We start from the raw sequence: 23872 nt of genomic DNA on the forward strand, positions 1-23872 counted from the left end.
CCGGCACCCGCACGGTGACGGCGACCGCACGCGGCACCGGCCGGGGCCGCCCGCTCCACGGGACGGGCGGCCCCGGCCGACCGCAGGACACACCGCACGGAGCCGTTCCGCGGTGGGACGGTCGCCCCGCTCCCGCAAGGAGGTCGCAATGGAACGACGGTCCACAGGTTTCTCCGCGCTGCTCGTGTGCATGGCTGTGGTGACCACGGTCTTCGGCATCGGGTCGATCACGGCCGCCGCCGGCCGGCCCGCCGAGCATGGGCGGGCGGGCCCCGCGCACGCCGGCCACGCCATGGCGGTCTCCGCGGTGCCCTCCGGCGACGACCCGGACGGTGACGGATACATACCGGCGAACCCGCCGGTCACGGGCGTGACCCCGTCCGACCGGCAGCCCGCGCCCCGCTACTTCCACGAGTTCCAGGCCAACTGCGCGGTCGCCCGCACCGCCCCGGACGACCCGATCGTCTACCCGGCGCAGCCCGGCAGATCCCACGACCACACGTTCATGGGCAACACGTCGACCGACGCGCACAGCACCACGGCGTCCCTGTACGGCGGTGCCACCACCTGCCGGGCGCCCGGCGACTCCTCGGCGTACTGGATGCCCTCGCTCTACGACGGCGACGAGAAGATCCTGCCGGCCGGCCCCCAGGTCATCTACTACAAGGCCGGCGTCACCGACTACACCAGCGTCCGGCCCTTCCCCAAGGGACTGCGCTTCGTCGTCGGCAGCCCGCTCCAGAGCGCCCAGGACTTCCGGGGCCACGAGGGCTGGGTCGAGGGATGGGAGTGCGGCGACAGTTTCAAGAACGTCGACTTCCCCCTCACCTGCCCGACCGGTACGCAGCTCAACCTCCGCATGCAGGCGCCCAGTTGCTGGGACGGCCGGTACCTGGACACGCCCGACCACCAGAGCCACATGGCCTACCCCGTGGTCACGCCGGGCACCAACAACGACGTCTGCCCGGCGAGTCACCCCGTGGCACTGCCCATGATCGAGTTCAAGATGGCCTGGCCCGTCGACGGTGACATGTCCCGGGTGAGGCTGGCCAGCGGGCGCGGATACTCGTTCCACTACGACTTCTTCAACGCCTGGCACGAGCCGACCCTGAAGGCCCTCGTCGAGCACTGCGTGGTGGGCGGCCTGCAGTGCGACGCCCGCGGCTACGACCAGACCCATCCGCAGCAGGGCGCGGCACTGGGCCCCGACTACCGGCTTCCCTGACCCGTCGCCTTCTCCGCCTCCCCGCCGCGCGGAAGGGACCGGACGCCGCGCGGCGGTCACGCCGACTCGCGTACCACCAGCTCCGGTCGGAAGACCACCGACGCGGGCTCGGCGCGGGTCCCCTCGATGTGCTCCTGCAGGACGCGGGCCATCGCGGCCGCCATCTCCTCCATCGGCTGCCGGACCGTGGTCAGCCGCGGCCGGCAGGTGGTGGCCGTGATGGAGTCGTCGAAGCCGACGACCTTCACGTCCTCCGGGACCCGCCGGCCGCGCTGCCGCAGCGTCTCGCAGGCCCCCTGGGCCATCAGGTCGTTGGCCGCGAACAACCCGTCGATGCCGGGGTGTTCGGTCAGCAGCCGGGCCGCCGCCTCCGCCCCGCTGTCGAGGGTGAAGCCGCCCTCGGCGATGGGCACGTACGGGTGGCCGTGGCGGGCCATGGTGTCGCGGAAGCCGGTGAGCCGGTCCTGCGCGGCGGGCAGGTCCAGCGGTCCGGTGACGGTCGCGGGACGCCGGCAGCCGCGGGCCAGCAGGTGTTCGGCGGCCAGTCGCCCGCCTTCCCGGTGGTCGAGGTCGACATGGCTGACCGGGACCGCCACGGCCGGCCGGGCGAACAGCACGCACGGCAGGTGCTCCGCCGCCAGGAGGGCCGGCAGCGGGTCCTCGGCGTGCGTGGAGACGATCAGCGCGCCGTCCGCCCGGCCCTGCCGCAGATACGCCCGGACCTGCCGCCGCGCGGCCTCCGACTCGGCGAACATCAGCACCGGGTGCATCGACCTGGGCCGCAGGAAGCCGATGACCCCGCTGACCACCCGTCCGAAGAAGGGGTCCGCGAACACCCGGGTCGCGAAGGCGGTCCGCTCGCCCTCGGAGGCGTCGTCGCCCGCGCCGGAGACGACCAGGGCGATGGTCTCGGCCCGCCGGGTCACCAGCGAGCGCGCGGCGCTGTTCGGGGTGTACCCCGTCCGCTCGATCGCGCTGCGCACCACGTCCTGGAGGGCCGGGTCGACATTGCGGACGCCGTTGATGACCCGGGAGACGGTCGCCCGCGAGACACCCGCCTCCCGGGCGACGTCCTCCAGAGTCGGCGACTGTCGCGTCATGCGCGTACCTTAATCCGGCGCGAGCGAGCCTGGTAGAGCGTTCTCCGCCCGCCGGGCACGCACCGTCGCGGCGTCTCGGGTGTCACATCCTCGACGCCTGACACCGGAGGGGCGGACCGCCTTCTCTCGACGGCCCGCCGCGCCCGGCCCGTCGACCGTCACGGCGTACGAACGGGGCTCGGCGCCCCCGCCGCGTCGGCGGCGCTCCCGGCGTCCTCGGGGCGAGGGCCGCCGAAGACCGGCGGGTTCAGCCGGGCGAACCCCTCCTGCCGCTGGTAGGGGAAGTACGGGTAGGGCGCCGTCCTGGCGCTCGCCGCGTCGAGCCGGGCCGTCTGTTCGGGGGTGAGCGTCCAGCCGACCGCGCCGAGGTTCTGCCGGAGCTGCTCCTCGTTGCGGGCGCCGATGATGACGGAGGAGACGGTGGGCCGCCGGAGCAGCCAGTTGATGGCGATCTGCGGCACGGCCCGGCCGGTCTCCCGCGCGATCTCCTCCAGCGCGTCCACCACCCGGTAGAGGTGCTCGTCCTCGACCGGCGGCCCGTAGTCGGCGGTCCGGTGCAGCCGGCTGCCCGCCGGGAGCGGCCGGCCGCGGCCGATCCGGCCGGTGAGCCGCCCCCAGCCGAGCGGGCTCCACACCAGGGCGCCGAGGCCCTGGTCGAGACCGAGGGGCATCAGCTCCCACTCGTAGTCGCGGCCGACCAGGGAGTAGTACACCTGGTGCGCGACATAGCGGGCGCGGCCGTGCTTCTCCGCCAGGGCGAGGGACTTCATCGCCTGCCAGCCGGAGAAGTTGGAGATGCCGAGGTAGCGGACCTTTCCGGCGCGGACCAGGTCGTCCAGGGCGGACAGCACCTCCTCGACGGGGGTGCCGGCGTCGAAGGCGTGCAACTGGAACAGGTCGATGTGGTCGGTGCCGAGCCGGCGCAGCGCCGCCTCGCACGCGGCGATCAGCCGGGCGCGGGAGGTGCCCGCGTCGCCCGGCCCGTCGCCCGTCGGCAGTCCGGCCTTGGTCGAGATCAGCACCCGGTCCCTGCGGCCCTTGAGCGCCTCGCCCAGCACCTCCTCGGACGCGCCGCCGGAGTACACGTCGGCGGTGTCGAACAGGGTGATCCCGGCGTCCAGGCAGATGTCCACCAGGCGGCGGGCCTCGCGTACGTCGGTGGTGCCCCAGGCGCCGAACAGCGGGCCCTGTCCGCCGAAGGTGCCGGCGCCGAAGCTCAGCGCGGGGACCTTCAGTCCGGACGCGCCCAGTCGCCTGTACTCCATGGCTGCTCCTCGATCCGCTCAACGGGAACTACTGCTAACGGGACTGCTGTTCCGTTAGGATGTGGCCCCAAGGTAGCAGTGATGAGCGTCTAATGGAACTGGAGTCCCGTTATGGAGTCGGAGCAGGGCGAGCCGGGGACCGTGCGGCCGGGCGGTCGGACCGCGCGGGTGCGGGCGGCGGTGCTGCGGGCGGCCGGCGACGCCCTCGCCGAGCACGGCTTCGCGGGCCTCGACCTCGCCGATGTGGCGCGCCGCGCCGAGGTGGGCCGCACCACTGTCTACCGCCGCTGGGGGACCGTCACCGGCCTGGTGGCCGACCTGCTGGCGGACATGGCCGAGCAGTCGCTGCCGCGCACCGAGACCGGCTCCCTGCTGGGCGACCTGACGGCCAACGCCCGTCTCGTCCGGCGCACCCTCGCCGACCCCCGCCAGGGGGCGCTGTTCAAGGCCGTGATCGCGGCGGCCGTCTGCGAACCGAGGACCGCCGAGGCGCTGCACCGCTTCTACGAGACCCGCGTCGAGGAATGGGCCCCCTGTGTGCGCCAGGCGGTCGAACGGGGGGAGCTGCCCGAGGGCACGGACGCGCACGAGGTGATCCGCGCGGTCTCCGCGCCCCTCTACTACCGCCTGCTCACCAGCGGCCTGCCGCTCGACGAGGCCGCCGCCGACCGGGCCGCCGAGGCCGCCGCCGCCGCGGCGTGCGCGGGGGCGTACGTACGGCGGGACTGACCGGTCCGCCCGGGGGCGTACGTACGGCAGGGCTGACCGGCCCGCCCGGGGCCGGGCCGCGGGTCAGGGGCGGGGTTCCGCCGCCCGGGGGCGGGGCCAGGGCATGCCGTGCAGGCGCTCGATGTCGGAGTTGAAGCGCTGGAGGTAGTCGGCGAAGGCCGTGATGTCCTCCTCGGGCCAGTCCGTCATGATGCGGTCCAGGCTGTCGACGAGGCCGGTGCGCTCCTCGTCGAGCCGCCGCTCGCCCTCCTGCGTGATGCGGAACTTGCGGGCCATGCCCCCGTCGGGATCGGGGATGCGCTCGACCAGGCCGGCCCGCATGGCCGCCGCGGTCTGCCGGTTCAGCGTGGAGGCGTCCAGCCCGAACGCCTCACCGAGCTGGCCGATCGACATCGGGCCCTGTACGCGGATGCGGCTGAGCAGGATGTAGGCGCTGCGGTCCAGGACACTGCCGGTGCGGCGCCCCTTGCTCTTGTGCAGGTGCATATAGCGGCTCAGCAGCATCTGCTCGAACTCCACCCGCGCCGTGGCCCTGTCCGCGCTGTTCACGTGCCCTCTTCTCGTCGTGTGCGACCGGCTGGTGCGCCCCCCTTCGCGCTGGTTCCACTTCATCATATGCATCCTGCATGACATGTGGTGCATACATGCCATGTGTATGCTGCATACAGCGTCCTCGGCCGAGGCGCGCCTCCCCGCCGACGTCTCACAGAGGAGCCCCGTCATGGACGGCCCCCAGTCGACCGCCCGCCCAGGCGGTGTCGTCGCCACGCTCGCGCTGGCCGGCACCGTCGCCGCCGTCATGCAGACCCTGGTGACCCCGCTGATCGCGGAACTGCCGCAGATCCTGCACACCTCGCCCTCCAACGCGGCCTGGGTCGTCACCGTCACCCTGCTGGTCGCCGGAGTGTGCGTCCCGGTCTCCGGGCGCCTCGGCGACCTCTTGGGCAAGCGGCGGATGCTGCTGGCCTGCGCCGTCCCGCTGGTGGCCGGCTCGGTGGTGTGCGCCCTCGCCTCCTCCGTCGTACCGATGATCGTCGGACGCGGACTCCAGGGCATGGGCATGGGCATGGTCCCGCTCGGCATCGCGCTGCTGCGCGACGTCGTCCCGGCGGAGAAGCTGAGCGGCTCCATCGCCCTGGTCAGCGCCTCCATGGGCATCGGCGGCGCGATCGGCCTGCCGCTGGCCGCCGCCGTCGCCCAGTACGCCGACTGGCGGGCGCTGTTCTGGGGTTCGGCGGGGCTCGCCCTGCTGATCGGCGCGCTGATCTTCTTCGTCGTCCCGGACGTGCCGGCCGGCGCCAAGGGCCAGCGCTTCGACGCGCCCGGCGCCATCGGCCTCGCCATCGGCCTGGTCTCGCTGCTGCTGGCGATCTCCAAGGGCGGTGACTGGGGCTGGACCTCGGGCACCACGCTCGGCCTGTTCGCCCTCGCCGCGGTGGCCCTCGCCGTCTGGGGCGCCTACGAACTGCGCACCCGTGAGCCCCTGGTCGACCTGCGCACCACCGCCCGCCCCCGGGTGCTGTTCACCAACGCCTCCTCGGTCCTCATCGGCGTCGGCATGTACGCCTTCATGCTGATCGCCCCGCAACTGCTCCAGTTCCCCGAGGCCACCGGCTACGGACTCGGGCAGTCGATGCTGGCGGCCGGCCTGTACCTGGCGCCCGGCGGCGTGATGATGATGATCGTCTCCCCGCTGGGCGGGAAGCTCATCAACGCCCGGGGCCCGAAGTTCACCCTGATCTGCGGCGCGCTGGTGATGGCCGCCGGATACGGGGTCGCGCTCCCGCTGATGGGCACCGCCTGGGGCCTGATGGTCTCCGGCATCGTCATCAACAGCGGGGTCGCCCTCGCCTACGGCGCGATGCCCGCCCTGATCATGAGCGCGGTGCCGCTGTCCGAGACCGCCGCCGCCAACGGCTTCAACGCCCTGATGCGCTCCCTCGGCACCACGATCGGCTCCGCGGTCATCGGTGTCGTCCTGGCGCAGATGACCATCACCCTGGGCGGCCACACCCTCGCCTCCGAGGACGGCTTCCGCACCGGCCTGCTGATCGGCTGCGGGGTGGCCCTGCTGTCGGCCGCCGTCGCCCTGCTGATCCCCGCCGTACGCGCCGCGGGCGCCGCCGCCGAGGACGACCGGACCCCGGCCGACGAGGCGCCGGCCCGCGCCTGAGCACCCGGGCGCGTCCCCCGCACCGGCACGTACCGACCGCAGCCCCGGACCCCGGCGGCGACCCCGCCGAGCGCGGGCCGGATCAGCGGCCGGGCTGCTCGGCGGCGACGGCGGCGACCACGTCCGTCGCCGTCCGCTCCGGGACCCCGGCGGCCACGAGGTGGGCGACGGCGGTCCCCGTGCCGTCGTCGGTCCAGATGCCGGCGTTGACGCTGTCCAGCAGGGAGAGGGTCAACGCCTCCAGGGCGTAGCTGAGCACGGCGGGCGGCAGTCCGCCCTGGAACACGCCCGTGCGCTGCCCCCGCTCCAGGATGGCCGCCGCCGCCTCGCGGGCCGGGGTCAGCACGTCGGAGACCCGCTCCACACCGAGGTCCTGGCGGGCCAGGGAGAGCAGCAGCCGGTAGCGGTCGCCGACCGGCCACAGATCGAGGACGAACCGGGCCAGCGCCCGCTCGGGAGTCTCGTCCGTGCCCGGCTGCCGGGCCACGACGCCGCGCAGCGTCTCGGACGCCTCCTCGGCCAGCGCCTCCAGCAGGGCCGCCCGGCCGGGGAAGTGGCCGAAGACGGTGCGGCGCACCACGCCGGCCGCGCGGGCGATCTCCTCCAGGGTGGCGTCCGGGTTCCGGCCCAGCTCCTGCCGGGCCGTGGCCAGGATGCGGGCCCGGTTGGAGCGCGCATGGCTCCGCAGCGGTTCGCGGACCACGGGCTTGGACACGGCGTCGACCTCACCGGATACGGATACGGATACGAACAGGGACGGGCGGCGCCACCATCCTCCCACGGCGGCGCGGCCCGTGACGGCGCGGCCCGGCCGGTCAGACCTCGGGGGCCGGGAACGTCGGGTACTCCACGCCCGAGACGTGCTGGACGACCCGGACCACCTGGCAGGAATAGCCGAACTCGTTGTCGTACCAGAGGTAGAGGATGGCGTTGTCGCCCTCGACCTTGGTGGCGCCGGCGTCGACGATCGAGGCGTGGCGGGAGCCGATGAAGTCGCTGGAGACCGCGTCGGGGGCGGTGATGAAGTCGATCTGGCGCTTCAGCGGCGAGGTCAGCGACACCTCGCGGAGGTGGTCGAGGACCTCCTCGCGGGTGGTCTCCCGGGCGAGCTGGAGGTTGAGGATGGCGATCGAGACGTCCGGCACCGGCACCCGGATCGAGCTGCCGGTGATCCGTGCCTTGAGGTCGGGGAGCGCCTTGGCGACCGCGGAGGCGGCACCGGTCTCGGTGATGACCATGTTCAGCGGCGCCGACCGGCCGCGACGGTCGCTCTTGTGGTAATTGTCCAGCAGATTCTGGTCGTTGGTGAACGAGTGGACGGTCTCCACGTGGCCGCGCACCACACCGTACTCGTCGGCCATCGCCTTCAGCGGCGGGACGATGGCGTTGGTGGTGCAGGAGGCGCAGGAGATGATCCGCTCGTCCGGCTTGACGGTGTCGTGGTTGACGCCGTGCACGATGTTCGGGACGTCGCCCTTGCCCGGCGCGGTCAGCACCACCTTGTCGATGCCGGGCCGCAGGTGCTTGGCGAGGCCCTCGCGGTCGCGCCAGCGGCCGGTGTTGTCGATGAGGATGGCGTTCTTGATGCCGTACGCCGTGTAGTCCACCGACGTCGGGTCGTCGGAGTAGATCACCTTGATCGCGTTGCCGTTGGCGACGATCGTGCTGTTCGCCTCGTCGACGGTGATCGTGCCCTGGAACTGGCCGTGGATGGAGTCCCGGCGCAGCAGCGAGGCCCGCTTCACCAGGTCGCCGCCGCCGCTGTCGCGGACCACGATGGCGCGCAGCCGCAGTCCGTTGCCGGAGCCGGCCTTCTCGATCAGCAGCCGGGCCAGCAGCCGGCCGATGCGCCCGAAGCCGTAGAGGACGACGTCGCGCGGCTCCCGCCGGTCGATCTTGTCGGCGCCGGTGGCCCCGGCGACGGCCTCGGCGGTGAACTCGGCCACGGACAGCCCGCGGTCGTCGCCCTTGTAGGTCGCGGCGAGCATGCCGATGTCGATCTGCGACGGGCCGAGGTCCAGAGCGGTGAGCGCCTCCAGGAACGGCAGTGTCTCGGTGACCGACAGTTCCGCGCCGGCGATCTGCCGGGCGAAGCGGTGCGTCTTGAGGATGCTGACCACCGACTTGTTCACCAGGGAGCGGCTGTGCAGCAGGACCGTCACGTCCCGCTCCCGGTGCAGCTTCCCGATCATCGGGATCATCGATTCCGCGATCTCCTCGCGGTTCTTCCAGTCGGTGAACGAGTCGTCGTTGACAGTCACGGTTCCATCTTTCGAGCTAGGCGGCGCTCATATGTTAAACACATGGCGCGGTCTGATCGATCAAGTGGGGGGAGGGGTGATCGGATGAGCGGGCGCCGGGGCCCGGCTACCGGCCGCGCGGGGGCGCGCTGCTGCGGCGGACGACGAGTTCGGCCGGGACCAGCGCGTCGGACGGCGGCGGCTCGGTGCCGTCGATCCGGTGCAGCAGCAACCGCAGGGAACGGGTGCCGATCTCCGTGAAGTCGGTGCGCACGGTGGTCAGCGGCGGCAGGAAGTGCGCCGCCTCCGGGATGTCGTCGTAGCCGACCACGCTGACCTCGTCCGGGACCGGCCGCCCCGCCTCGTGCAGGGCGTGCAGCACCCCGAGCGCCATCTGGTCGTTGGCGGCGAACACCGCCGTCACCTCGCCGGACCCGGCCAGGCGGCGGCCCAGTTCGTACCCGGACTCCGCGCTCCAGTCACCGAAGAGCGGCTCGGGCACCCGCGCGCCGGCCGCCTCCAGGGCGCCCCGCCAGGCGGCCAGCCGCCGGTCGGCGGAGGTCCAGCCGGCCGGCCCCGCCACATGCCGGACCGTGCGGTGCCCGAGGGCCAGGAGATGCTCGGTGGCCTGCCGGGCGCCGCCGGCGGAATCGCCGGTGACCAGCGGCGCGCCGTCCGCCGGGGCGTCGTCCAGCACCACCACCGGCGTCCCCAGGGCGGACTCCGCGAGGGCCCGGCCCACCCACCGCTGCGGCGCGATGGCGATCACCCCGTCCGCGCCCTCGGCGGACAGCCGGTCCACCGCCTCCGCCACCGTGTCCCGGTCGGCGGTGCCCAGCGCGATGGAACTCACCAGGTACCCGGCCTCGCGCGCCGCGCCGTCGATCGCGGTCAGCATCGCCGCCGGCCCGTACCGCGCCGCGTCGAAGGAGAGCACGCCCACCGTCCGGGTCCGCCCGCTGGCCAGCGACCGGGCGCTGCGGCTGGGCCGGTAGCCCAGCGCCCGCATCGCGTCGAGCACCGCCGCCCGGGTCTCCGCGCGGACCGCCGGATGGTCGTTCAGCACCCGGGAGACGGTCTGCTTGGAGACACCGGCCCGGCGGGCCACGTCCGCCATCACGGGGCGCGCCCCGGCGAAACTGCGCCGGCTGCGCCGCGCACGGCCCTCGGCGGCGCCTTGGCTCATACGACCGGTTCCTCGACGTCGGCACGGCGGCACGGCCACCCCGCACCGCCCGGAGGACGCCAGCATAGGCCGAGCCGTGCGGGCTGCCGGGGCCGGCTGCCTCGTCCGCCCGGGACGGGGCGAGCGTGAGCGGTACTGGCCGCCGGGGCGGCGCGTCCCGGCCGTTCCGGGCCGGGGCCGGGCCGGCCGCCGGGTCGGACGGTCGGACCGGGTCCCGGTGTTCCGGGCCGGGGCCCGTGCGGCGCGAGCCGTACCGGCCGCCCGGCCGGACGGTCGGACCGCGTCCCGGCGTCCCGGGCCAGGACCCGGCCGGCGGAGCCGTACCGGCCGTCGGGTCGGACGGTCGGGCGGTCGGACCGGGTCAGACCTTCGCCGGTCCCAGGTCCGGTTCGCCGGTGAACGCGGCCCGTGCGGCGGTCGTGCCGTGCAGTTCCAGCAGGACCAGGTCGTTCACGCCCGGCCGCAGCACCGGCGCCGGGACGTACAGCGCGCGCTGCGGGCCCCGGTTCCAGTAGCGGCCGAGGGCGAAGCCGTTGACCCAGGCCAGCCCCTTGGTCCAGCCCGGCAGCGCCAGGAAGGCGTCGGCCGGTGTCCCGACCTCGAACGTCCCGTGGTGGAACGCCGGCCCGGCCGCCGGACCCGTCCCCGACGCGGTGAACGGCACCTCGTCCGGTCCGCTCAGCGGCAGCGGCCGGCACTCCCAGTCGCGCAGGGCCGTGCCGTCGAAGGTGACCGGGCCGAGGAGGCCCTTGGGGTCCCCGATGCGCGGCCCGTAGTTGACGCCGCCCAGGTTCTCGACGAGGACGTCCAGCGTGGCGCCGGGGTGGAGGCGCACGGGCAGGGTCTCCTCGCCGCGCTCGCGCTCCAGTACGCCCACGGGGGCGCCGTCGACGAACACCTGGGCCCGGTCGCCGACCCCGCCCGCGAAACGCAGCAGCCCGTCGCCGCCGGCCGGCACGGAGGTGCGGTACAGGACCAGACCGGACGCCTGCCCGAGGGCGTGCATCGGCAGCGGGTCCGCGCCGCGCACCGCCGGCACCGACGCCACGGCGTACGGCAGCAGCGGCGCCCGCCGCCCCAGCTCGACCGCCGTGGGCGGCAGTTTGGGCGACGGCGCGGGGACCGGCTGGTCCGGCACGGGGGCGTGGCGGGCGATGACCTCGCGCAGGGCGTGGTACTTCGGGCCCGGGTCGCCGCACTCGGTGAGCGGGGCGTCGTAGTCGTAGGAGGTGACGGTGGGCGCGTAGGCGTGGTGGTGGTTGGCGCCGTTGGTGAGGCCGAAGTTGGTGCCGCCGTGGAACATGTACAGGTTGACCGAGGCCCCGGCGGTCAGCAGCCGGTCCAGCTCGGCGGCGGCGTCGGCGGCGTCCCGGGTGTGGTGCGGCCCGCCCCAGTGGTCGAACCAGCCGACCCAGAACTCCGTGCACATCAGCGGCCCCTCGCCCCGGTGGACGCGGAGCGTCCGCAGCGACTCCTCGACCCGGCTGCCGAACGTCCCCGTGGCGAGCACGCCCGGCAGGCTCCCGGCGGCCAGGTGCGCCGGGTCGGCCTGGTCGCAGGTGAACAGCAACTCCTCGACGCCGCGCGCCCGGAACGCCTCCGCCAGATGCTTCAGATACGCCGTGTCGTCGCCGTACGCCCCGTACTCGTTCTCCACCTGCACCGCGACGACCGGCCCGCCGGAGGCGGCGAGGTGCGGGAGCAGCGGGGGCAGCAGCAGGTCGAGATAGCGGTCGACGGCGGCGGTGAAGCGGGGGTCGCCGCTGCGCAGCCCGATGTCCCGGTCGGCGGTGAGCCACCAGGGCAGCCCGCCGCCGTCCCACTCGGCGCAGATGTACGGCCCCGGGCGCAGCAGCACCTTCAGGCCCTCCTCGCCGGCCAACCGCAGGAAGCGCGGCAGGTCGAGGATGCCGTCGAGGTCCAGCGGGGCGCCGGGGGAGGGCTGGTGGAGGTTCCAGGGGACGTACGTCTCCACCGTGTTGAGCCCCATCAGGCGGGCCTTGCGGAGCCGGTCGGCCCAGTGGCCGGGGTGGACCCGGAAGTAGTGCAGCGCGCCGGAGATGATGCGGAACGGCTCGCCGTGCAGGAGGAATCCGTCGGACGTCGTCGTCAGGGCGGGCATCGGGGGTTCCCTTCGAAGGGGCGGGGCGCCGCGCGGCTCCGAGAAGTTGTGTTACCGGTAACATCAGAGCGGACGCGCGGCACCCCGGTCAACCCCCGGTCCCCGTCCGCCCGCTGCGCGCGCTCCGCGGCCCGGAAGGCCGTCCAGGGGTCGCCGGGGCGTCGATACGCGGGTCAGGGACACCCCGGCCGGTACCGCCCCGGCGCCCGCCGTCGTACCGCGTCCGCCGGTGCGCCCCGGCGCCCGAAGAGGATTGCGCCGGTCGCCACCGGGTACGCGAGCCGGAACCGCGCCCGTGCCGACCACGTCTCGGGCGGTCCGCAATCCGGTCGCTAGCAGGGAAAGCCATCATGGACACACCCGCGAACAACTACTCCGCCACGCCCGCCCAGCGGGCACTGGACACGCTCACCGAGAACGCCCAGGACACGGTGGCGCTGGACACGCTGGCGAGCAGCGACGTGCTCGTACCGGTGCCCGACGACACCGACGACGAGGAGGCCGGCAACCCGGCGACGGTCGCGCTGCCCGTGCTGGAGCAGCCCGGCGGCCGGCACGTCGTGCCCGTGTTCACCTCGGAGGTGGAGATGGCCGGCCTGCTGCCGTTCGTCTCCCGCTACCGGCTGGTCCCGCTGGGCGCCCTCGCCTCGCAGTGGCCCGCCGAGGACCTCTCCCTGTCCATCGACGCCGGCTCCGAGCACCGCCTGACCCTCACCTCGGAGGGCGTCCGCACCCTGCTCGCGCGCCCGTAGGCACCCGCCCCCAGGACTCAGGACCCGCCGAGCATCCGGGCCAGTACCGCCCGCTGGAGCGGCAGGGTCCGGGCGTGCAGATCGCGGCCCCGGGCAGTGAGGCCGACCCGGACGCCGCGGCGGTCCTCCGCGCAGACGGACCGCTCGACCAGGCCGTCCTTCTCCAGCCGGGCGATCAGCCGGGACAGGGCGCTCTGGGTGAGGTGGACCCGGCCCGCCAGGCTGTGCACCCGGCACCGGCCGCCCGCGTCGGGCACGTCGGAGGCGAGCAGGTCGAGTACCTCGAAGTCGCTCGCGCCGAGACCGTACGGGTGCAGGACCCGGTCGATCTCGCACGTCGTACGGGCGTGCAACGAGAGCATCTCCCGCCACCGCCGCGCGAGCCCCGCCTCGGCCGTACTGGCTGCCATACGTGCACGGTAACACCGCCCCGGCCCGCCGCCGACAGGCCGAACGCCCGCGCCCGGCGCAACGGTTCGCCGGACAGCACGGCCCCTCGGCGTGACCCGGGCACGGCGGCGGAGTTACGCTGAGCGGCGCCGTGCCCGGTGCGCGCGGCGCGGCGGCGGGGGCCTCGCCGTACCCCGTCCGCCGGCGGTCCCTGCTCGTGAACGGGGCACGACCATGCCCGGCGAGCAGGAGACGACACACCGCGATGACAGCCCCCCACCGCGCCGAGGCCCGGCCGGTCCGTGACGGCCAGGCGCCGGTCGTGGCGGCCGTGGCGCTCGGCGGCGGCCTCGGCGCCGCCGCCCGGTACGCGGCCACCGTGTGGTGGCCCACGGCGACCGGCGGCTTCCCCTGGACGGTCCTGCTGGTCAACGTCGTCGGCTGTGCCGTGATCGGCGTGTTCATGGTGGCCGTCACCGAGGTGTGGTCCCCGCACCGCCTGGTGCGGCCCTTCTTCGGCACCGGCGTGCTCGGCGGTTTCACCACCTTCTCGACCTACGCCGTCGACATCCGGCACCTGCTCGGCACCGGCCGCACCGGCACCGCGCTGGCCTACCTCGCCGCGACGCCCCTCGCGGCGCTCGCCGCCGTATGGCTCGGCACGGCGGCGGCCCGCCGGGCGCTGCGCGGGCGGCCGGCGCCGACGACCGGACCGAAGGGCGGAACCCGCGCGTGAACTGGCTGCTCGTCGTCGTGGGGGCCATGGTCGGCGCCCCGCTGCGCTACCTCACCGACCGTGCCGTCCAGGCCCGGTTCGGCCCGGCCTTCCCCTGGGGCACCTTCACGGTCAACGTCGCCGGCTCCCTGGTGCTCGGGCTGCTGACCGGGGCCGCGGTCGGCGGCGCCGCCGGGTCGCGCCTGCAGTTGCTCATCGGCACCGGCCTGTGCGGCGCCCTCACCACCTACTCGACGTTCTCCTACGAGACGCTGCGGCTCGCGGAGAGCGGAGCCGAGGCGCGGGCCGCGGTCAACGTGACGGCGAGCGTGGCGGCCGGGCTCGGGGCGGCGTGCGCGGGGTGGGCGCTGGGCGGCCTGCTGTGAGCCGGGCCCGCCCCGCCCGGCGGTACGGGTCGCCGGGCAGCGGGCGGCGCCTGCCTCACGCCCGGCGCAGCGGCTCCCCGACGCCGCGCATGTGACGCAGCGCCTCCCGGTGCGAGGCCAGCAGCCCGGTCTGGTGGTACGGGACGCCCAGCTCGGCGCAGTACCGCTCGGTGATGGCCTGGGCCCGGCCGAGGGCGGGGGTCGGCATGCTCGGGAAGAGGTGGTGCTCGATCTGGTAGTTGAGGCCGCCCATGAACGCGTCGACCAGCGCGCCGCCGCGCACGTTGCGGGAGGTGAGGACCTGGCGGCGCAGGAAGTCCAGCCGCGTGCCCTCCTCGATCATCGGCATCCCCTTGTGGTTGGGGGCGAAGACCGAACCGAGGTAGATCCCGAACAGGCCCTGGTGGACGGCGATGAACGCCAGCGCCTTGCCGGGGGAGAGGACCGTGAAAAGACCGCCGAAATACAGCGCGAAATGGGCGACGAGCAACGTCCCCTCCAGCACCGGACGTTTCACCGCCGTACCGCGCAGCGCCTTGAAGCTGTTGAAACTCAGATTCAGGCCCTCAAGGGTCAGCAGCGGAAAGAACAACGCCGCCTGGTGCTTTCCGATGAACCGTGGGATTCCCACCGCTTCACGGGCCTGCCGCTTCGACCAGACCAGGAGGTCCGGGGCGACGTCCGGGTCCTTCTCCTCGTGGTTGGGGTTGGCGTGGTGCCGGGTGTGCTTGTTCATCCACCAGCCGTAGCTCATGCCCAGCAGCAGGTCGGCCGTGAACAGGCCGCCGATCTCACTGGGCCGGCGCCGGGAGAACACCTGCCGGTGCGCCAGGTCGTGGGCGGCCAGCCCGAGCTGGCCGAAGACCACCGCCAGCGCCAGGGCGACGAACAACTGGCCCCAACTGTCGCCCAGCGCGAAGAACGCCGCCACACTCCCCGCCAGGGCGAGCGCCACCGCGCCGAAGCGCACGGTGTAATACAGCGGGCGGCGGCGCAGCAGTCCCGCCTCGGTGATGCGGCGGGAGAGTTCGGAGAAATCGCTCCCCCTTTCCCGTTCGCGGGTGGAGGATTTCTCGGTGAGTGTTATGGAAGGGGCCATGCGTCTCAGTATGGGAACGGATGGCCCGGCGCGAAATGATGTTGGCACCCGGACCCCGGGGGAGCTGACCCCCGCACCGGGGTGTGGCCAGCACCACCAGCGGACCCCGGAGCGGTCCCGGCTTGACACTTCCGGCCCGCCCGCCGGACCATCGCTCCGTGAACCTGTCAGACAGCCAGACAGCCGTGCCGGGCCCGCGCCGGGTCAGCGCCATGGAGGCGGTGCTCGGCCACCTCCGCGGCGCCATCGAGCGCGGCACGTACGGCATCGGCGACAAGCTGCCCTCCGAGGCCGAGCTGTGCCGCACCCTGGAGGTCTCCCGTCCGGTGCTGCGCGAGGCGCTGCGGGCGCTGCAGACCATGGGCCTGACCGTCTCGCGCACCGGCAGGGGCACCTTCGTGGTCGCCGACGCCGTACAGGGCCCCACCTTCGGCGACTACACGGCCGGCCACCTGATGGAGGTCCGCCGGCACGTCGAGATCCCGGTCGCGGGGTACGCCGCCCGGCGCCGCACCCCGCAGGACCTCGCCCGTCTGACCGGTCTGCTGGACCGCATGGAACGGGAGACCGACCCCGCCGCCTGGGCCGCGCTGGACACCGGCTTCCACCTCGGGCTGGCTGAGGCCGCCCAGAACCCGGTCTTCCGCCGGGTCATCGAGGAGATCCGCGACGCCCTGGCCCGCCAGTCCGCCTTCCTCAACGAACGCGGCGGGCGCCGCGAGCAGGCCGACACCGAGCACCGCGCCGTGCTCCGGGCGCTGGCCGACGCTTCCGCCCCCGACGCGGAACGGGCCATGGCCCACCACCTCGACCGCGTCGAGACCACCCTCACCGACCTCGTGCGCACCCCGCGCACGGACGGGTCCCCGGCGCCCACCCGCGCCGTCCGCCCGGCCACCACCACCGGGCCCGACGCGTGACCCGCGTACCGGCCCACGATCAGCAGGCAGTGATGTACTACAGCACCTCTCCCGCGGACGCACCCCCGATCCGCGAACCCCAGCACGCCCCCGTCGCCCACCTCGTACGCGGCGGGGTCACCGAAGGCGTCCACTACGGCTCCGTCGTCGTCCTCGGCCCCGACGGCGAGGTCACCCTCCGGCTCGGCGACATCGAGGCCGCGTTCTACCCGCGCTCCGCGCTCAAGCCCCTCCAGGCCACCGCCATGGTCCGGGCCGGCTTGCCGCTCGACGGCGAGCTGCTCTCCCTCGCCGCCGCCAGCCACTCCGGCGAGGAACGCCACCTCGACGGCGCCCGCCGCATCCTCGGCCTGGCCGGCCTGGGCGAGGAGCACCTGCGCAACGTGCCCGACCTGCCGTACGACCCGGTCGTCCGGGACGCCTGGGTGCGCGCGGGCCGCCCGGCCTCCCGGCTCGCCCAGAACTGCTCCGGCAAGCACGCCGCCATGCTCTACACCTGCCAGGTCAACGGCTGGTCCCTCGACGACTACCTCGACCCCGGCCACCCCCTCCAGCGGGCGATCGCCGAGACCGTCGAGGAGCTGACCGGCCAGCGCGTCGCCCGGGTCACCGTCGACGGCTGCGGCGCCCCCCTGTTCTCCGTCTCCCTGCGGGGCCTGGCCCGCGCCGCCGCCCGCCTCACCACCGCCGCGCCCGGCACCCCCGGCGCCCGGGTCGCCGACGCGATGCGCACCCACGCCGAGCTGGCCTCCGGCTCGGGGCGGGACGTCGCCGCGCTGATGCGGGCCGTGCCCGGACTGCTCGCCAAGGACGGCTTCGAGGGCGTCCAGGTCGCCGCGCTGCCCGACGGCCGCGCCGTCGCCGTGAAGATCGCCGACGGGGCGAACCGGGCCCGCGTCCCGGTCGCCGCGGCGGCCCTCGCGCACGCCGGGGTGGACCCCGCGGCGCTCACCGCGTTCGCGGGCGAGACCCTGCTCGGCGGCGGCCGCCCGGTCGGCGGCGTCCGCCCGGTCCCCGCCCTCGGCTCCACCGGGGCCGTGTGCGACGCCGCCTGACGGGCGGCGTGATCACGCCGGGCCCCGCCGGGACAGGGGGCGTGTGGGGCCCCGCCCGACGGCGGGGACACGTCCGGTCCCCCCGGGGCACCGGCCGCGTGCGGCACACCTGATCGGCGGGACCACTCGCCGAAGCCGGCGGTGAGGGTCACCTTCCCGTCGGCCCTGCGGTCGTCGTCCTCGACTGCGCGGTCGTCGTCTTCGGCCCCTGCGGTTGTCGTCCCCGATCCCGAGGCCGTCGTCCCTCAGCCCCTGCGGTCGTCGTCTTCGGCCCCTGCGGTCGTCGTCCCCGGTCCCGAGGTCGTCGTCCCGCACGTCACTCCGCCGGCCCGGTCGCGGGCCGTACCAGTCGCAGCCGCAGCACCAGTGCCGTCGCGCCCGCGCCGAGCCCGGCGGCGCCCGCGATCATCCCCGTCTCCGGCCAGCCCGGCCCGTCCTCGGCCCGCGCCGCGACCGGCGTGGCCGCGGGCTCGGGCTCGGGGACGGCGTGGGCGCGGTCCCGCAGGGCGTCCAGCGACCCCACCGGATCGACGTGGCCCGCCGAGGCGAACCCCCAGTCCAGCAGGGCGCGGGCCTCCTCGTACACGGCGAGGGCGCCGCCCTGCTGCGGGTTCATCACCGTCACCACCAGGGTCCGTCCGTCCCGCCGGGCGGCGGCCACCAGGGTGTGCCCGGCGCGGCTGGTGTACCCGTTCTTGACGCCGATCGCCCCGGGGTACGGCGGCACCCCGTCCGCCCCGGTCAGCAGCCGGTTGGTGTTGACGATGCCGTAGGTGCCGCCGTCGGCGCCGGGGAACTGGGCCTCGACCCGGGCGCAGTACCGCGCGAAGTCGGGATTGTGCAGCCCCGCCCGCCCGAACACGGCGAGGTCGAACGCCGACGACACCTGACCCGGCGTGTCGTACCCGTCCGGCGACCGTACGTGGGTGTCATGGGCGCCCAGGGCTCGGGCCTGGGCCTGCATCCGGGCGGCCGTGCCCTGCCAGCTTCCGCTGAGCGCGGCCAGCACGTGGACGGCGTCGTTGCCGGAGTTGAGGAAGACCCCGTTCCACAGGTCGGAGACCCGGTAGGTACCGCCCTCGGCGACGCCGACCATGCTGCTGCCCGGACCGACGGCTGCCAGTTCCCCGTGCCCCACCTGGTGCCGCACGCCGCCCGGCAGCGCGGGCAGCACGGTGAGCGCGAACAGGGTCTTCAGGGTGCTGGCCGGGGGCAGCGGACGGTGGGCGTCGTGGGCGGCGAGCACCTCGCCGGTGCCGGCGTCGGCGACCACCCAGGCGAGCGCGGAGACCTCGGGGATGCGCGGGGCCCCGGGGCGCGGCCGGACCTGGGTGCCGGACCGGTAGAGCAGGTCGGGCTGGGGGGCGACGGCCCGTGGTCCGGCGGCCGGGCCGGGGTCGGGTGGTCTGGTGCGCACGGCCACGGCGGCGGGCGCGAGCGCCAGCAGTCCCGCCGCGCAGAGCACGCATCCCGACACGACCGTCCGGGAACCGCGAAAGGAGAATTCGATAGTCATACCGCAAACGTAGGAATGGGGGCGCCGAACGCCACGCGGGCCGGGCCGGACGGACCACCCGGGCACCCGGATGCCGCACCGCGTCAGGCGGTCGGCAGGGTGGGCTGGACGCGCCGCAGGAAGGCGGCGTTGTCCGGGGTCTGCCGCATCCGCTCCAGCAGCGTCTCCAGGCCGGGGTGTCCGTCCCGGCCGCGCAGGGCCCGCCGCAGTCCGGTGACGGCGTTCAACTCGGCGGGGGGAAGCAGGAGTTCCTCGCGGCGGGTGCCGGAGGCGTCGATGTCGACGGCGGGGAAGATCCGGCGGGAGGCGGGTTCGCGGCTGAGCCGGAGCTCCATGTTGCCGGTGCTCTTGAGTTCCTCGAAGAAGAAGTCGTCGGCCCGGGAGCCGGTCTCCACCAGCGCGGTGGCGAGGATGGTGAGCGAGCCGCCCTCCTCGGTCTGCCGGGCGGCGCCGAAGAACCGCTTCGGCCCGGTCAGCGCCCCGGCGTCCACACCGCCGCTCAGCGTCCGGCCGCCCGCCGCGGCGGCGTTGTTGTGGGCCCGGCAGAGCCGGGTGAGGGAGTCGAGCAGGACGACGACGTCCTCGCCGGCCTCGACGAGCCGCTTGGCCCGTTCGATCACCAGGTCGGCCAGCGCGATGTGCTGCTTGGGTGTGCGGTCGAAGGTGGAGGCGTACACCTCGCCCCGGACCGAGCGCCGCATGTCGGTGACCTCCTCGGGCCGTTCGTCGAGCAGCAGCACCATCAGCCGGCACTCCGGGTGGTTGCCGGCGACGGCGGCGGCGATCTGCTGGAGCAGTACGGTCTTGCCGGTCTTGGGCGGTGCCACGATCAGGCCGCGCTGGCCCTTGCCGACGGGGGCGAGCAGGTCGATGAGGCGGCCGGCGGCACCGGCCGCCGGGTGTTCCAGGCGCAGCTTCCGGTGCGGGTGGAGCGGGGTGAGGTCGGCGAAGCCCGGCCGGTCGCCGGGCCGGTCCGGGACGCGGCCGTCGACCCGGGCGACGCCGGTGAGGGCCTGCTTGTCGCCGCGGGTGCCTTCCACCAGGTCGCCCTTGCGCAGGCCGTACCGGCGGATCAGCGCGGGGGAGAGGTGCGGGTCGGCGGGGGTGGGCAGCAGGTGCGGTGGGCGCAGCCGGCCCTTGCCGCCCGCGTCGATGTCGAGGACGCCGCTGACGGTCTCGGCGGGGGTCTGCCGTACCGGGGGGTGGTCGAGTGTGGTGGTCATGCTGGTGGTCCTTTCACGGACGAGTGCTCGGGGGTGCTACGGAAGGGGGGAGATCGCCTGTCAGCGGCGGAAGGAAGGAACAGCACCTCGGCGAGGGCGGGGAAGAACGGACCCGCCAGGGAGGTGAGGGGAAAACCGACGCGGCCGACCGGGAAGGACGGACGGATTCGGCGAACCAAGAAGGAATTCCGGAGGAGAAACCCTCGGAGAGAAAACCGCACCGGCGCCCAAGAAGAAGGGGCGTGCACGAGTGCTGATGGCATTATATCACCCGGATGGCCCGGACGGCACCGGGATCGAGCGCTCACGGACGTCGGCCAGGGCGGCCCGGCGGTTGTTCCGCCGCTCCCGGCGGCGGTCTTCTACGCTGACCGGATGTTCAGCCCCGAAGGCCCCACGCTGCGCGAACTCGCCGTCCAGGCACTGTCGTCGGTCGAGCACGGCTACGACCTGCTCGCCCCGAAGTTCGACCACACCCCGTACCGGACGCCGGACCGGGTCCTGGACGCCGTCGCCACCGCCCTCACGCCGCTCGGCCCCTTCGGCACCGGCCTCGACCTGTGCTGCGGCACCGGCGCCGGGGCCGGTGCCCTGGCCCGGCTCTGCCGGCACGGGGTGACGGGCGTCGACTTCAGCGCGGGCATGCTGGCGGTCGCCCGGGACCGTGTCCGGCCCGCCGGCGTGCCGGTGTCCTGGGTCCGCGCGGATGCCCGCGCCCTGCCGTTCGCCCCGGCCTTCGACCTCGTGGTGAGCTTCGGGGCGTTCGGCCACTTCCTGCCCCGCGAACTGCCGGGCCTGTTCGCCCAGGTGCGCTCCGTACTGCGGCCGGGCGGCCTGTTCGCCTTCCCGCTGGCGGCACCGCCGCGCCCCGGCTCCCCGGGCTACTGGTCGCTGCTGGGCTTCGACGCGGCGATGCGGGTGCGCAACGCCCTGTGGCGGCCCCCGTTCGTCATGTACTACCGCACCTTCCGGCTCGGGGACGTGCGGCGGGAGCTGACCCGGGCCGGCTTCGAGGTGGACCTCCACCCCCTGCCGGAGTTCGGGCACCGGCCCGACGGCAGCCCCCGCGCCCGGCTGGTCGCCGCCCGCCGCTGACGGCTCAGAGCCGGGCGCCCAGCCAGCGGACCTTCGCCGCCTCCTGGTACGGGCCGCCGCCCTCGTGGTCGTTGAACTCGTACACCTCGATCGCCTTGTCCTCGTGCGCCCAGGCGTTGAAGGCGGCGAAGACCGTCGAGGGCGGGCAGGTCTGGTCCTCCAGGGCCGCCGAGAACAGCGCGGGCGCCCGGCCGCGGGCCGCGAAGTGCACGCCGTCGAAGTACGACAGGGTGCGCAGCGTCTGCTCCGTCCGGCCCCGGTGCGTCTTCAGGTACAGGCCGACCTCCCGGTACGGGTGCCGGTCGGTGAGGGTGGTGGCGCGCGGGAAGTCGCAGAGGAACGGCACGTCCGGCGCCACCGCCGTCAGGTCCGGCACCAGCCCGCCGACCGCGAGGGTGATGCCGCCGCCCTGGCTGCCGCCGAGGGCGACCGTGCGCGCCGGGTCGGCCAGCGGGTGCGAGCGGGCCGCCTCGACCGCGCGGACGGCGTCGGTGAAGACCCGGCGGTAGTAGTAGTTCTCCGGGGCGTCGATGCCCCGGGTCATGAACCCCGGGTACGCGGGCGCGCCGCCGACCGGGTCGGCCGTGCCGCCCCCGCCGCCCCAGACGCTGCCCTGGCCGCGGGTGTCCATCACGAAGTGCGCCCGGCCGGTGGCGGCCCACAGCAGGTGCTCGTGCGGCAGGCCGCGTCCGCCGCCGTAGCCGACGAACTCCACGACCAGCGGCAGCGGTTCCTCGGCGGCGGCGGGCAGCAGCAGCCAGCCCTTCACCGGGTGGCCGCCGAACCCGGCGAAGGTCACGTCGTACACCCGTATCTCGGTGAGACCGGTGTCGACCGGCTCGAACCGGGCGTCCAGGTCGTACTCCCGGGACTCCTGAAGGGTCTTGGCCCAGAACGCGTCGAAGTCCTCGGGTTCGGTGGACGCGCTGCGGTACGCGCTCAGTTCGTCGAGCGGGAGGTCGAACAGGGCCATCGAGGAACCGCCTTCGGGTAGGGACCGGCGCGAGAGCGATCACACCGTACGTGAGTGGTCGGAGGACTCGCCAGATCCTGACCCGGCTCACTTCCTCGCGGCGGACGTACTTCCCTGGTGGGGCGGGTGCGGGGGACCGGGGGCGGTCCGGGTGGTCGGGTCACCGTCGGGGGCGGGGTCAGGCCCGGCGATGGGTCCACCGGGGCTCGGTGCGGGCCCAGGCCCGGTCCCACTCGGCCATCCGGTGCCGCAGGGCGACCCGGCGTACGACGGTGTGCCCGAACAGGACGGTGACCGCCGCGCCGGCCGTGGCGCACGCGCCGACGGCGACCGCGTGCTGCCGGACCAGGGAGTCGTCCGCCGGGGCCGGCACCTCGCGGCCGCGGGCGTCGAACCACACGTCGACCCACTCGCCGCGCCGCGTGTCCGCCGGGACCCGGGCCGCCGCCGTCCGGGAGGAGCCGTCCGGCTCCGTCCAGCGCACGGTGGCCCGGTAGAAGTGCTCGCCGCCCGCCTGCGCCGACGGCAGCGTCCCGGGGGTCTGCCCGGTCACCTCGGCCCGCACCTGCCGGCGCTCCGCCCGCTGCTCCGCCGCCACCGACCGGGCCTGGTCGTGCGCCCACCGGGCCGACAGGACGCCCAGCGCGGGCGCCCCCACGCACAGCAGGACGGCGACGACCAGCACCGTCCACGCCTCCACCACGTCCGACCGGCGCCGCAGCGGATTGCGCCGCCACCGCCAGTAGCGCACCCGGGTTCGCATCTCGACCTCCTCGCCGTCGCCGCGGCCGGGGGCCCGCCGGGCGGCCGTACGGGACCGGGGACCGCCGTACCCTCCGCGGCGCGGCACGCCCGCGCGTGCCCCTACGGCTTCTGGTACCCGTCCGGGCCGCCTCGCGCACCGCCCCGCCGGGCAGGTGCCCCGGCGCGCACGGCGGAAACCGGTGCCGCCCGGCGGCTCAGCCGAAGCGCTCGATGCGGATGCGGTCCACCGGCTGGCCGGCCGCGACCAGCAGCTTCGAGGCGTGCTCGGCGAAGGAGTTGGAGCCGCACACGTACGCCTCCCAGCCCTGCGGCGGCCGGTCGGCCAGCAGCGGCGCGAGGTGCGCGGCCGACAGCCGCCCCACCGGCGTGCCCCGCGGCGCGCTCCGGGTGAACACGGGCGTGGTCTCGGCGCCGTACTCCCGGGCGTAGATCAGTTCCTCGGGGCTGCGCGCGGACACCAGCAGCCGCAGCGGGACGGTCAGCGCCCGCGCCCGGTGGTGCCGCACCATCGACATCAGCGGGACGACGCCGGAACCGGCGCCGAGCAGCAGCGCGGGCCGGTCGCCCGGCCAGGCGAAGAAGCCGCTCAGCGGGCCGCGCACCTCGACCCGGTCGCCGGGCCGGGCCACGGTGTGGAACCAGCCGGAGACCTCGCCGTCGGCCACCCGGTCCAGGGTCAGCTCGATGTGCCCGCGGTCGTCGGGCGCCGAGGCCAGCGAGTAGTGCCGCTGGGCGGTGTAGCCGTCCTCGGCGGTCAGCCGCAGCATCAGGTGCTGGCCGGGCAGATGGCCGGCCCACCCGGGCACCGCGAACCGGAAGGTGGCGGCGCGCGGGGTCTCGCGGCGGATCTCGGTGATGGTGGCGGTCTGCCAGCGGGCGGCGACCCGCTCGTCCACGGCGATCCGGCCGGGCACCGCGAACCGGGCGGGGGAGCGGAGGGCCG

Annotated in this window: 23 protein-coding genes; 9 read left to right on the top strand and 14 right to left on the bottom strand. The window is 74.7% G+C overall.

Annotated elements, in window-relative coordinates; genetic code table 11:
- Nucleotides 1-148 precede the first annotated feature (148 nt).
- On the top strand, nucleotides 149-1225 hold the full coding sequence (locus ACFY32_RS15660) for a DUF1996 domain-containing protein (RefSeq protein ID WP_359199375.1): 1077 nt from the start codon (nucleotides 149-151) through the stop codon (nucleotides 1223-1225).
- Nucleotides 1226-1281: 56 nt separating this feature from the next.
- Here ACFY32_RS15660 and ACFY32_RS15665 read toward each other — a convergent pair whose 3' ends face one another.
- A complete protein-coding gene (locus tag ACFY32_RS15665) occupies nucleotides 1282-2325 on the bottom strand; it encodes a LacI family DNA-binding transcriptional regulator (protein WP_359199372.1) in 1044 nt (347 codons plus the stop codon).
- A gap of 158 nt (nucleotides 2326-2483) precedes the next feature.
- Entirely contained in the window at nucleotides 2484-3590 is a 1107-nt protein-coding gene (locus tag ACFY32_RS15670) for an aldo/keto reductase (protein WP_359199369.1), read from the bottom strand.
- A 111-nt stretch (nucleotides 3591-3701) separates the two neighbouring features.
- On the opposite strand from ACFY32_RS15670, the gene ACFY32_RS15675 reads away from it, so the two are divergent.
- Complete coding sequence (locus ACFY32_RS15675; protein ID WP_390674459.1) at nucleotides 3702-4319, top strand: TetR/AcrR family transcriptional regulator; 618 nt, start codon at nucleotides 3702-3704, stop codon at nucleotides 4317-4319.
- Nucleotides 4320-4382: 63 nt separating this feature from the next.
- On the opposite strand, the gene ACFY32_RS15680 is transcribed toward ACFY32_RS15675, so the two are convergent.
- Entirely contained in the window at nucleotides 4383-4823 is a 441-nt protein-coding gene (locus ACFY32_RS15680; protein ID WP_390674523.1) for a MarR family winged helix-turn-helix transcriptional regulator, read from the bottom strand.
- 217 nt (nucleotides 4824-5040) lie between these two features.
- On the opposite strand from ACFY32_RS15680, the gene ACFY32_RS15685 reads away from it, so the two are divergent.
- The gene (locus ACFY32_RS15685) at nucleotides 5041-6492 is read left to right on the top strand and encodes an MFS transporter (RefSeq protein ID WP_359199363.1); all 1452 of its coding nucleotides are present in this window, start codon (nucleotides 5041-5043) and stop codon (nucleotides 6490-6492) included.
- A gap of 82 nt (nucleotides 6493-6574) precedes the next feature.
- Here the strand turns inward: ACFY32_RS15685 and ACFY32_RS15690 are convergent, their stop codons facing one another.
- The 4 genes from ACFY32_RS15690 to ACFY32_RS15705 form a co-directional block, all read right to left on the bottom strand.
- The gene (locus ACFY32_RS15690; RefSeq protein WP_359199360.1) at nucleotides 6575-7207 is read right to left on the bottom strand and encodes a TetR/AcrR family transcriptional regulator; all 633 of its coding nucleotides are present in this window, start codon (nucleotides 7205-7207) and stop codon (nucleotides 6575-6577) included.
- A gap of 100 nt (nucleotides 7208-7307) precedes the next feature.
- Entirely contained in the window at nucleotides 7308-8753 is a 1446-nt protein-coding gene (locus ACFY32_RS15695; protein ID WP_390674460.1) for a glyceraldehyde-3-phosphate dehydrogenase, read from the bottom strand.
- 106 nt (nucleotides 8754-8859) lie between these two features.
- Nucleotides 8860-9918, bottom strand: coding sequence for a LacI family DNA-binding transcriptional regulator (locus tag ACFY32_RS15700; RefSeq protein WP_359199354.1), 1059 nt, complete (start codon nucleotides 9916-9918; stop codon nucleotides 8860-8862).
- A 361-nt stretch (nucleotides 9919-10279) separates the two neighbouring features.
- Nucleotides 10280-12040: a beta-galactosidase family protein gene (locus ACFY32_RS15705; protein WP_359199352.1), complete on the bottom strand. Its 1761-nt coding sequence runs from the start codon at nucleotides 12038-12040 to the stop codon at nucleotides 10280-10282.
- A gap of 350 nt (nucleotides 12041-12390) precedes the next feature.
- On the opposite strand from ACFY32_RS15705, the gene ACFY32_RS15710 reads away from it, so the two are divergent.
- Nucleotides 12391-12792: an SseB family protein gene (locus tag ACFY32_RS15710; RefSeq protein WP_359199349.1), complete on the top strand. Its 402-nt coding sequence runs from the start codon at nucleotides 12391-12393 to the stop codon at nucleotides 12790-12792.
- A 17-nt stretch (nucleotides 12793-12809) separates the two neighbouring features.
- Here ACFY32_RS15710 and ACFY32_RS15715 read toward each other — a convergent pair whose 3' ends face one another.
- Entirely contained in the window at nucleotides 12810-13202 is a 393-nt protein-coding gene (locus tag ACFY32_RS15715) for a MarR family transcriptional regulator (RefSeq protein ID WP_359199346.1), read from the bottom strand.
- 245 nt (nucleotides 13203-13447) lie between these two features.
- On the opposite strand from ACFY32_RS15715, the gene crcB (ACFY32_RS15720) reads away from it, so the two are divergent.
- Both crcB (ACFY32_RS15720) and crcB (ACFY32_RS15725) read left to right on the top strand, forming a co-directional pair.
- Complete coding sequence (crcB, locus tag ACFY32_RS15720) at nucleotides 13448-13918, top strand: fluoride efflux transporter CrcB (RefSeq protein WP_359199343.1); 471 nt, start codon at nucleotides 13448-13450, stop codon at nucleotides 13916-13918.
- Nucleotides 13915-14283, top strand: a complete 369-nt coding sequence (crcB, locus tag ACFY32_RS15725; protein ID WP_390674461.1) for a fluoride efflux transporter CrcB — start codon at nucleotides 13915-13917, stop codon at nucleotides 14281-14283. Before crcB (ACFY32_RS15720) ends, crcB (ACFY32_RS15725) begins: the two co-directional genes overlap by 4 nt.
- Nucleotides 14284-14338: 55 nt before the next feature.
- Here crcB (ACFY32_RS15725) and ACFY32_RS15730 read toward each other — a convergent pair whose 3' ends face one another.
- Nucleotides 14339-15382, bottom strand: a complete 1044-nt coding sequence (locus ACFY32_RS15730) for a fatty acid desaturase family protein (RefSeq protein WP_390674462.1) — start codon at nucleotides 15380-15382, stop codon at nucleotides 14339-14341.
- A 158-nt stretch (nucleotides 15383-15540) separates the two neighbouring features.
- Here ACFY32_RS15730 and ACFY32_RS15735 point away from each other — a divergent pair, with 158 nt between their 5' ends.
- Together ACFY32_RS15735 and ACFY32_RS15740 are read left to right on the top strand one after the other, a co-directional pair.
- A complete protein-coding gene (locus ACFY32_RS15735; RefSeq protein WP_359199334.1) occupies nucleotides 15541-16302 on the top strand; it encodes a FadR/GntR family transcriptional regulator in 762 nt (253 codons plus the stop codon).
- Between the two features lie 32 nt (nucleotides 16303-16334).
- The gene (locus ACFY32_RS15740) at nucleotides 16335-17357 is read left to right on the top strand and encodes an asparaginase (RefSeq protein WP_390674524.1); all 1023 of its coding nucleotides are present in this window, start codon (nucleotides 16335-16337) and stop codon (nucleotides 17355-17357) included.
- Between the two features lie 316 nt (nucleotides 17358-17673).
- Here the strand turns inward: ACFY32_RS15740 and ACFY32_RS15745 are convergent, their stop codons facing one another.
- Nucleotides 17674-18873, bottom strand: coding sequence for a D-alanyl-D-alanine carboxypeptidase family protein (locus tag ACFY32_RS15745; protein WP_390674463.1), 1200 nt, complete (start codon nucleotides 18871-18873; stop codon nucleotides 17674-17676).
- Between the two features lie 83 nt (nucleotides 18874-18956).
- Nucleotides 18957-20096: a transcription termination factor Rho gene (gene rho / locus ACFY32_RS15750; RefSeq protein WP_390674464.1), complete on the bottom strand. Its 1140-nt coding sequence runs from the start codon at nucleotides 20094-20096 to the stop codon at nucleotides 18957-18959.
- Nucleotides 20097-20471: 375 nt separating this feature from the next.
- Here rho and ACFY32_RS15755 point away from each other — a divergent pair, with 375 nt between their 5' ends.
- Nucleotides 20472-21191, top strand: coding sequence for a class I SAM-dependent methyltransferase (locus ACFY32_RS15755; RefSeq protein WP_390674465.1), 720 nt, complete (start codon nucleotides 20472-20474; stop codon nucleotides 21189-21191).
- A 4-nt stretch (nucleotides 21192-21195) separates the two neighbouring features.
- Here the strand turns inward: ACFY32_RS15755 and ACFY32_RS15760 are convergent, their stop codons facing one another.
- The 3 genes from ACFY32_RS15760 to ACFY32_RS15770 all read right to left on the bottom strand — a co-directional run bounded on the left by ACFY32_RS15760 (nucleotide 21196) and on the right by ACFY32_RS15770 (nucleotide 23843).
- Nucleotides 21196-22164 (bottom strand): acetylxylan esterase, encoded by a 969-nt coding sequence (locus ACFY32_RS15760; protein WP_359199319.1) that lies wholly within the window; start codon nucleotides 22162-22164, stop codon nucleotides 21196-21198.
- Between the two features lie 178 nt (nucleotides 22165-22342).
- On the bottom strand, nucleotides 22343-22927 hold the full coding sequence (locus ACFY32_RS15765) for a hypothetical protein (RefSeq protein WP_359199316.1): 585 nt from the start codon (nucleotides 22925-22927) through the stop codon (nucleotides 22343-22345).
- A 196-nt stretch (nucleotides 22928-23123) separates the two neighbouring features.
- Nucleotides 23124-23843, bottom strand: coding sequence for a ferredoxin reductase (locus tag ACFY32_RS15770; RefSeq protein ID WP_359199408.1), 720 nt, complete (start codon nucleotides 23841-23843; stop codon nucleotides 23124-23126).
- Nucleotides 23844-23872: the final 29 nt, after the last annotated feature.

The sequence above is a fragment of the Streptomyces sp. NPDC000134 genome, assembly GCF_042899225.1.
Taxonomy (GTDB): Bacteria; Actinomycetota; Actinomycetes; order Streptomycetales; family Streptomycetaceae; genus Streptomyces.

Coding starts and splice junctions, on each gene's coding strand:
- ACFY32_RS15705 (WP_359199352.1), bottom strand. CDS start 12,040: ATGCCCGCCCTGACGACGACGTCCGACGGATTCCTCCTGCACGGCGAG.
- ACFY32_RS15675 (WP_390674459.1), top strand. CDS start 3,702: ATGGAGTCGGAGCAGGGCGAGCCGGGGACCGTGCGGCCGGGCGGTCGG.
- rho (WP_390674464.1), bottom strand. CDS start 20,096: ATGACCACCACACTCGACCACCCCCCGGTACGGCAGACCCCCGCCGAG.
- ACFY32_RS15710 (WP_359199349.1), top strand. CDS start 12,391: ATGGACACACCCGCGAACAACTACTCCGCCACGCCCGCCCAGCGGGCA.
- ACFY32_RS15730 (WP_390674462.1), bottom strand. CDS start 15,382: ATGGCCCCTTCCATAACACTCACCGAGAAATCCTCCACCCGCGAACGG.
- ACFY32_RS15765 (WP_359199316.1), bottom strand. CDS start 22,927: ATGCGAACCCGGGTGCGCTACTGGCGGTGGCGGCGCAATCCGCTGCGG.
- ACFY32_RS15665 (WP_359199372.1), bottom strand. CDS start 2,325: ATGACGCGACAGTCGCCGACTCTGGAGGACGTCGCCCGGGAGGCGGGT.
- ACFY32_RS15715 (WP_359199346.1), bottom strand. CDS start 13,202: ATGGCAGCCAGTACGGCCGAGGCGGGGCTCGCGCGGCGGTGGCGGGAG.
- ACFY32_RS15680 (WP_390674523.1), bottom strand. CDS start 4,823: ATGCTGCTGAGCCGCTATATGCACCTGCACAAGAGCAAGGGGCGCCGC.
- ACFY32_RS15755 (WP_390674465.1), top strand. CDS start 20,472: ATGTTCAGCCCCGAAGGCCCCACGCTGCGCGAACTCGCCGTCCAGGCA.
- ACFY32_RS15670 (WP_359199369.1), bottom strand. CDS start 3,590: ATGGAGTACAGGCGACTGGGCGCGTCCGGACTGAAGGTCCCCGCGCTG.
- crcB (WP_359199343.1), top strand. CDS start 13,448: ATGACAGCCCCCCACCGCGCCGAGGCCCGGCCGGTCCGTGACGGCCAG.
- ACFY32_RS15745 (WP_390674463.1), bottom strand. CDS start 18,873: ATGACTATCGAATTCTCCTTTCGCGGTTCCCGGACGGTCGTGTCGGGA.
- ACFY32_RS15685 (WP_359199363.1), top strand. CDS start 5,041: ATGGACGGCCCCCAGTCGACCGCCCGCCCAGGCGGTGTCGTCGCCACG.
- ACFY32_RS15740 (WP_390674524.1), top strand. CDS start 16,335: ATGTACTACAGCACCTCTCCCGCGGACGCACCCCCGATCCGCGAACCC.
- ACFY32_RS15760 (WP_359199319.1), bottom strand. CDS start 22,164: ATGGCCCTGTTCGACCTCCCGCTCGACGAACTGAGCGCGTACCGCAGC.
- ACFY32_RS15700 (WP_359199354.1), bottom strand. CDS start 9,918: ATGAGCCAAGGCGCCGCCGAGGGCCGTGCGCGGCGCAGCCGGCGCAGT.
- ACFY32_RS15660 (WP_359199375.1), top strand. CDS start 149: ATGGAACGACGGTCCACAGGTTTCTCCGCGCTGCTCGTGTGCATGGCT.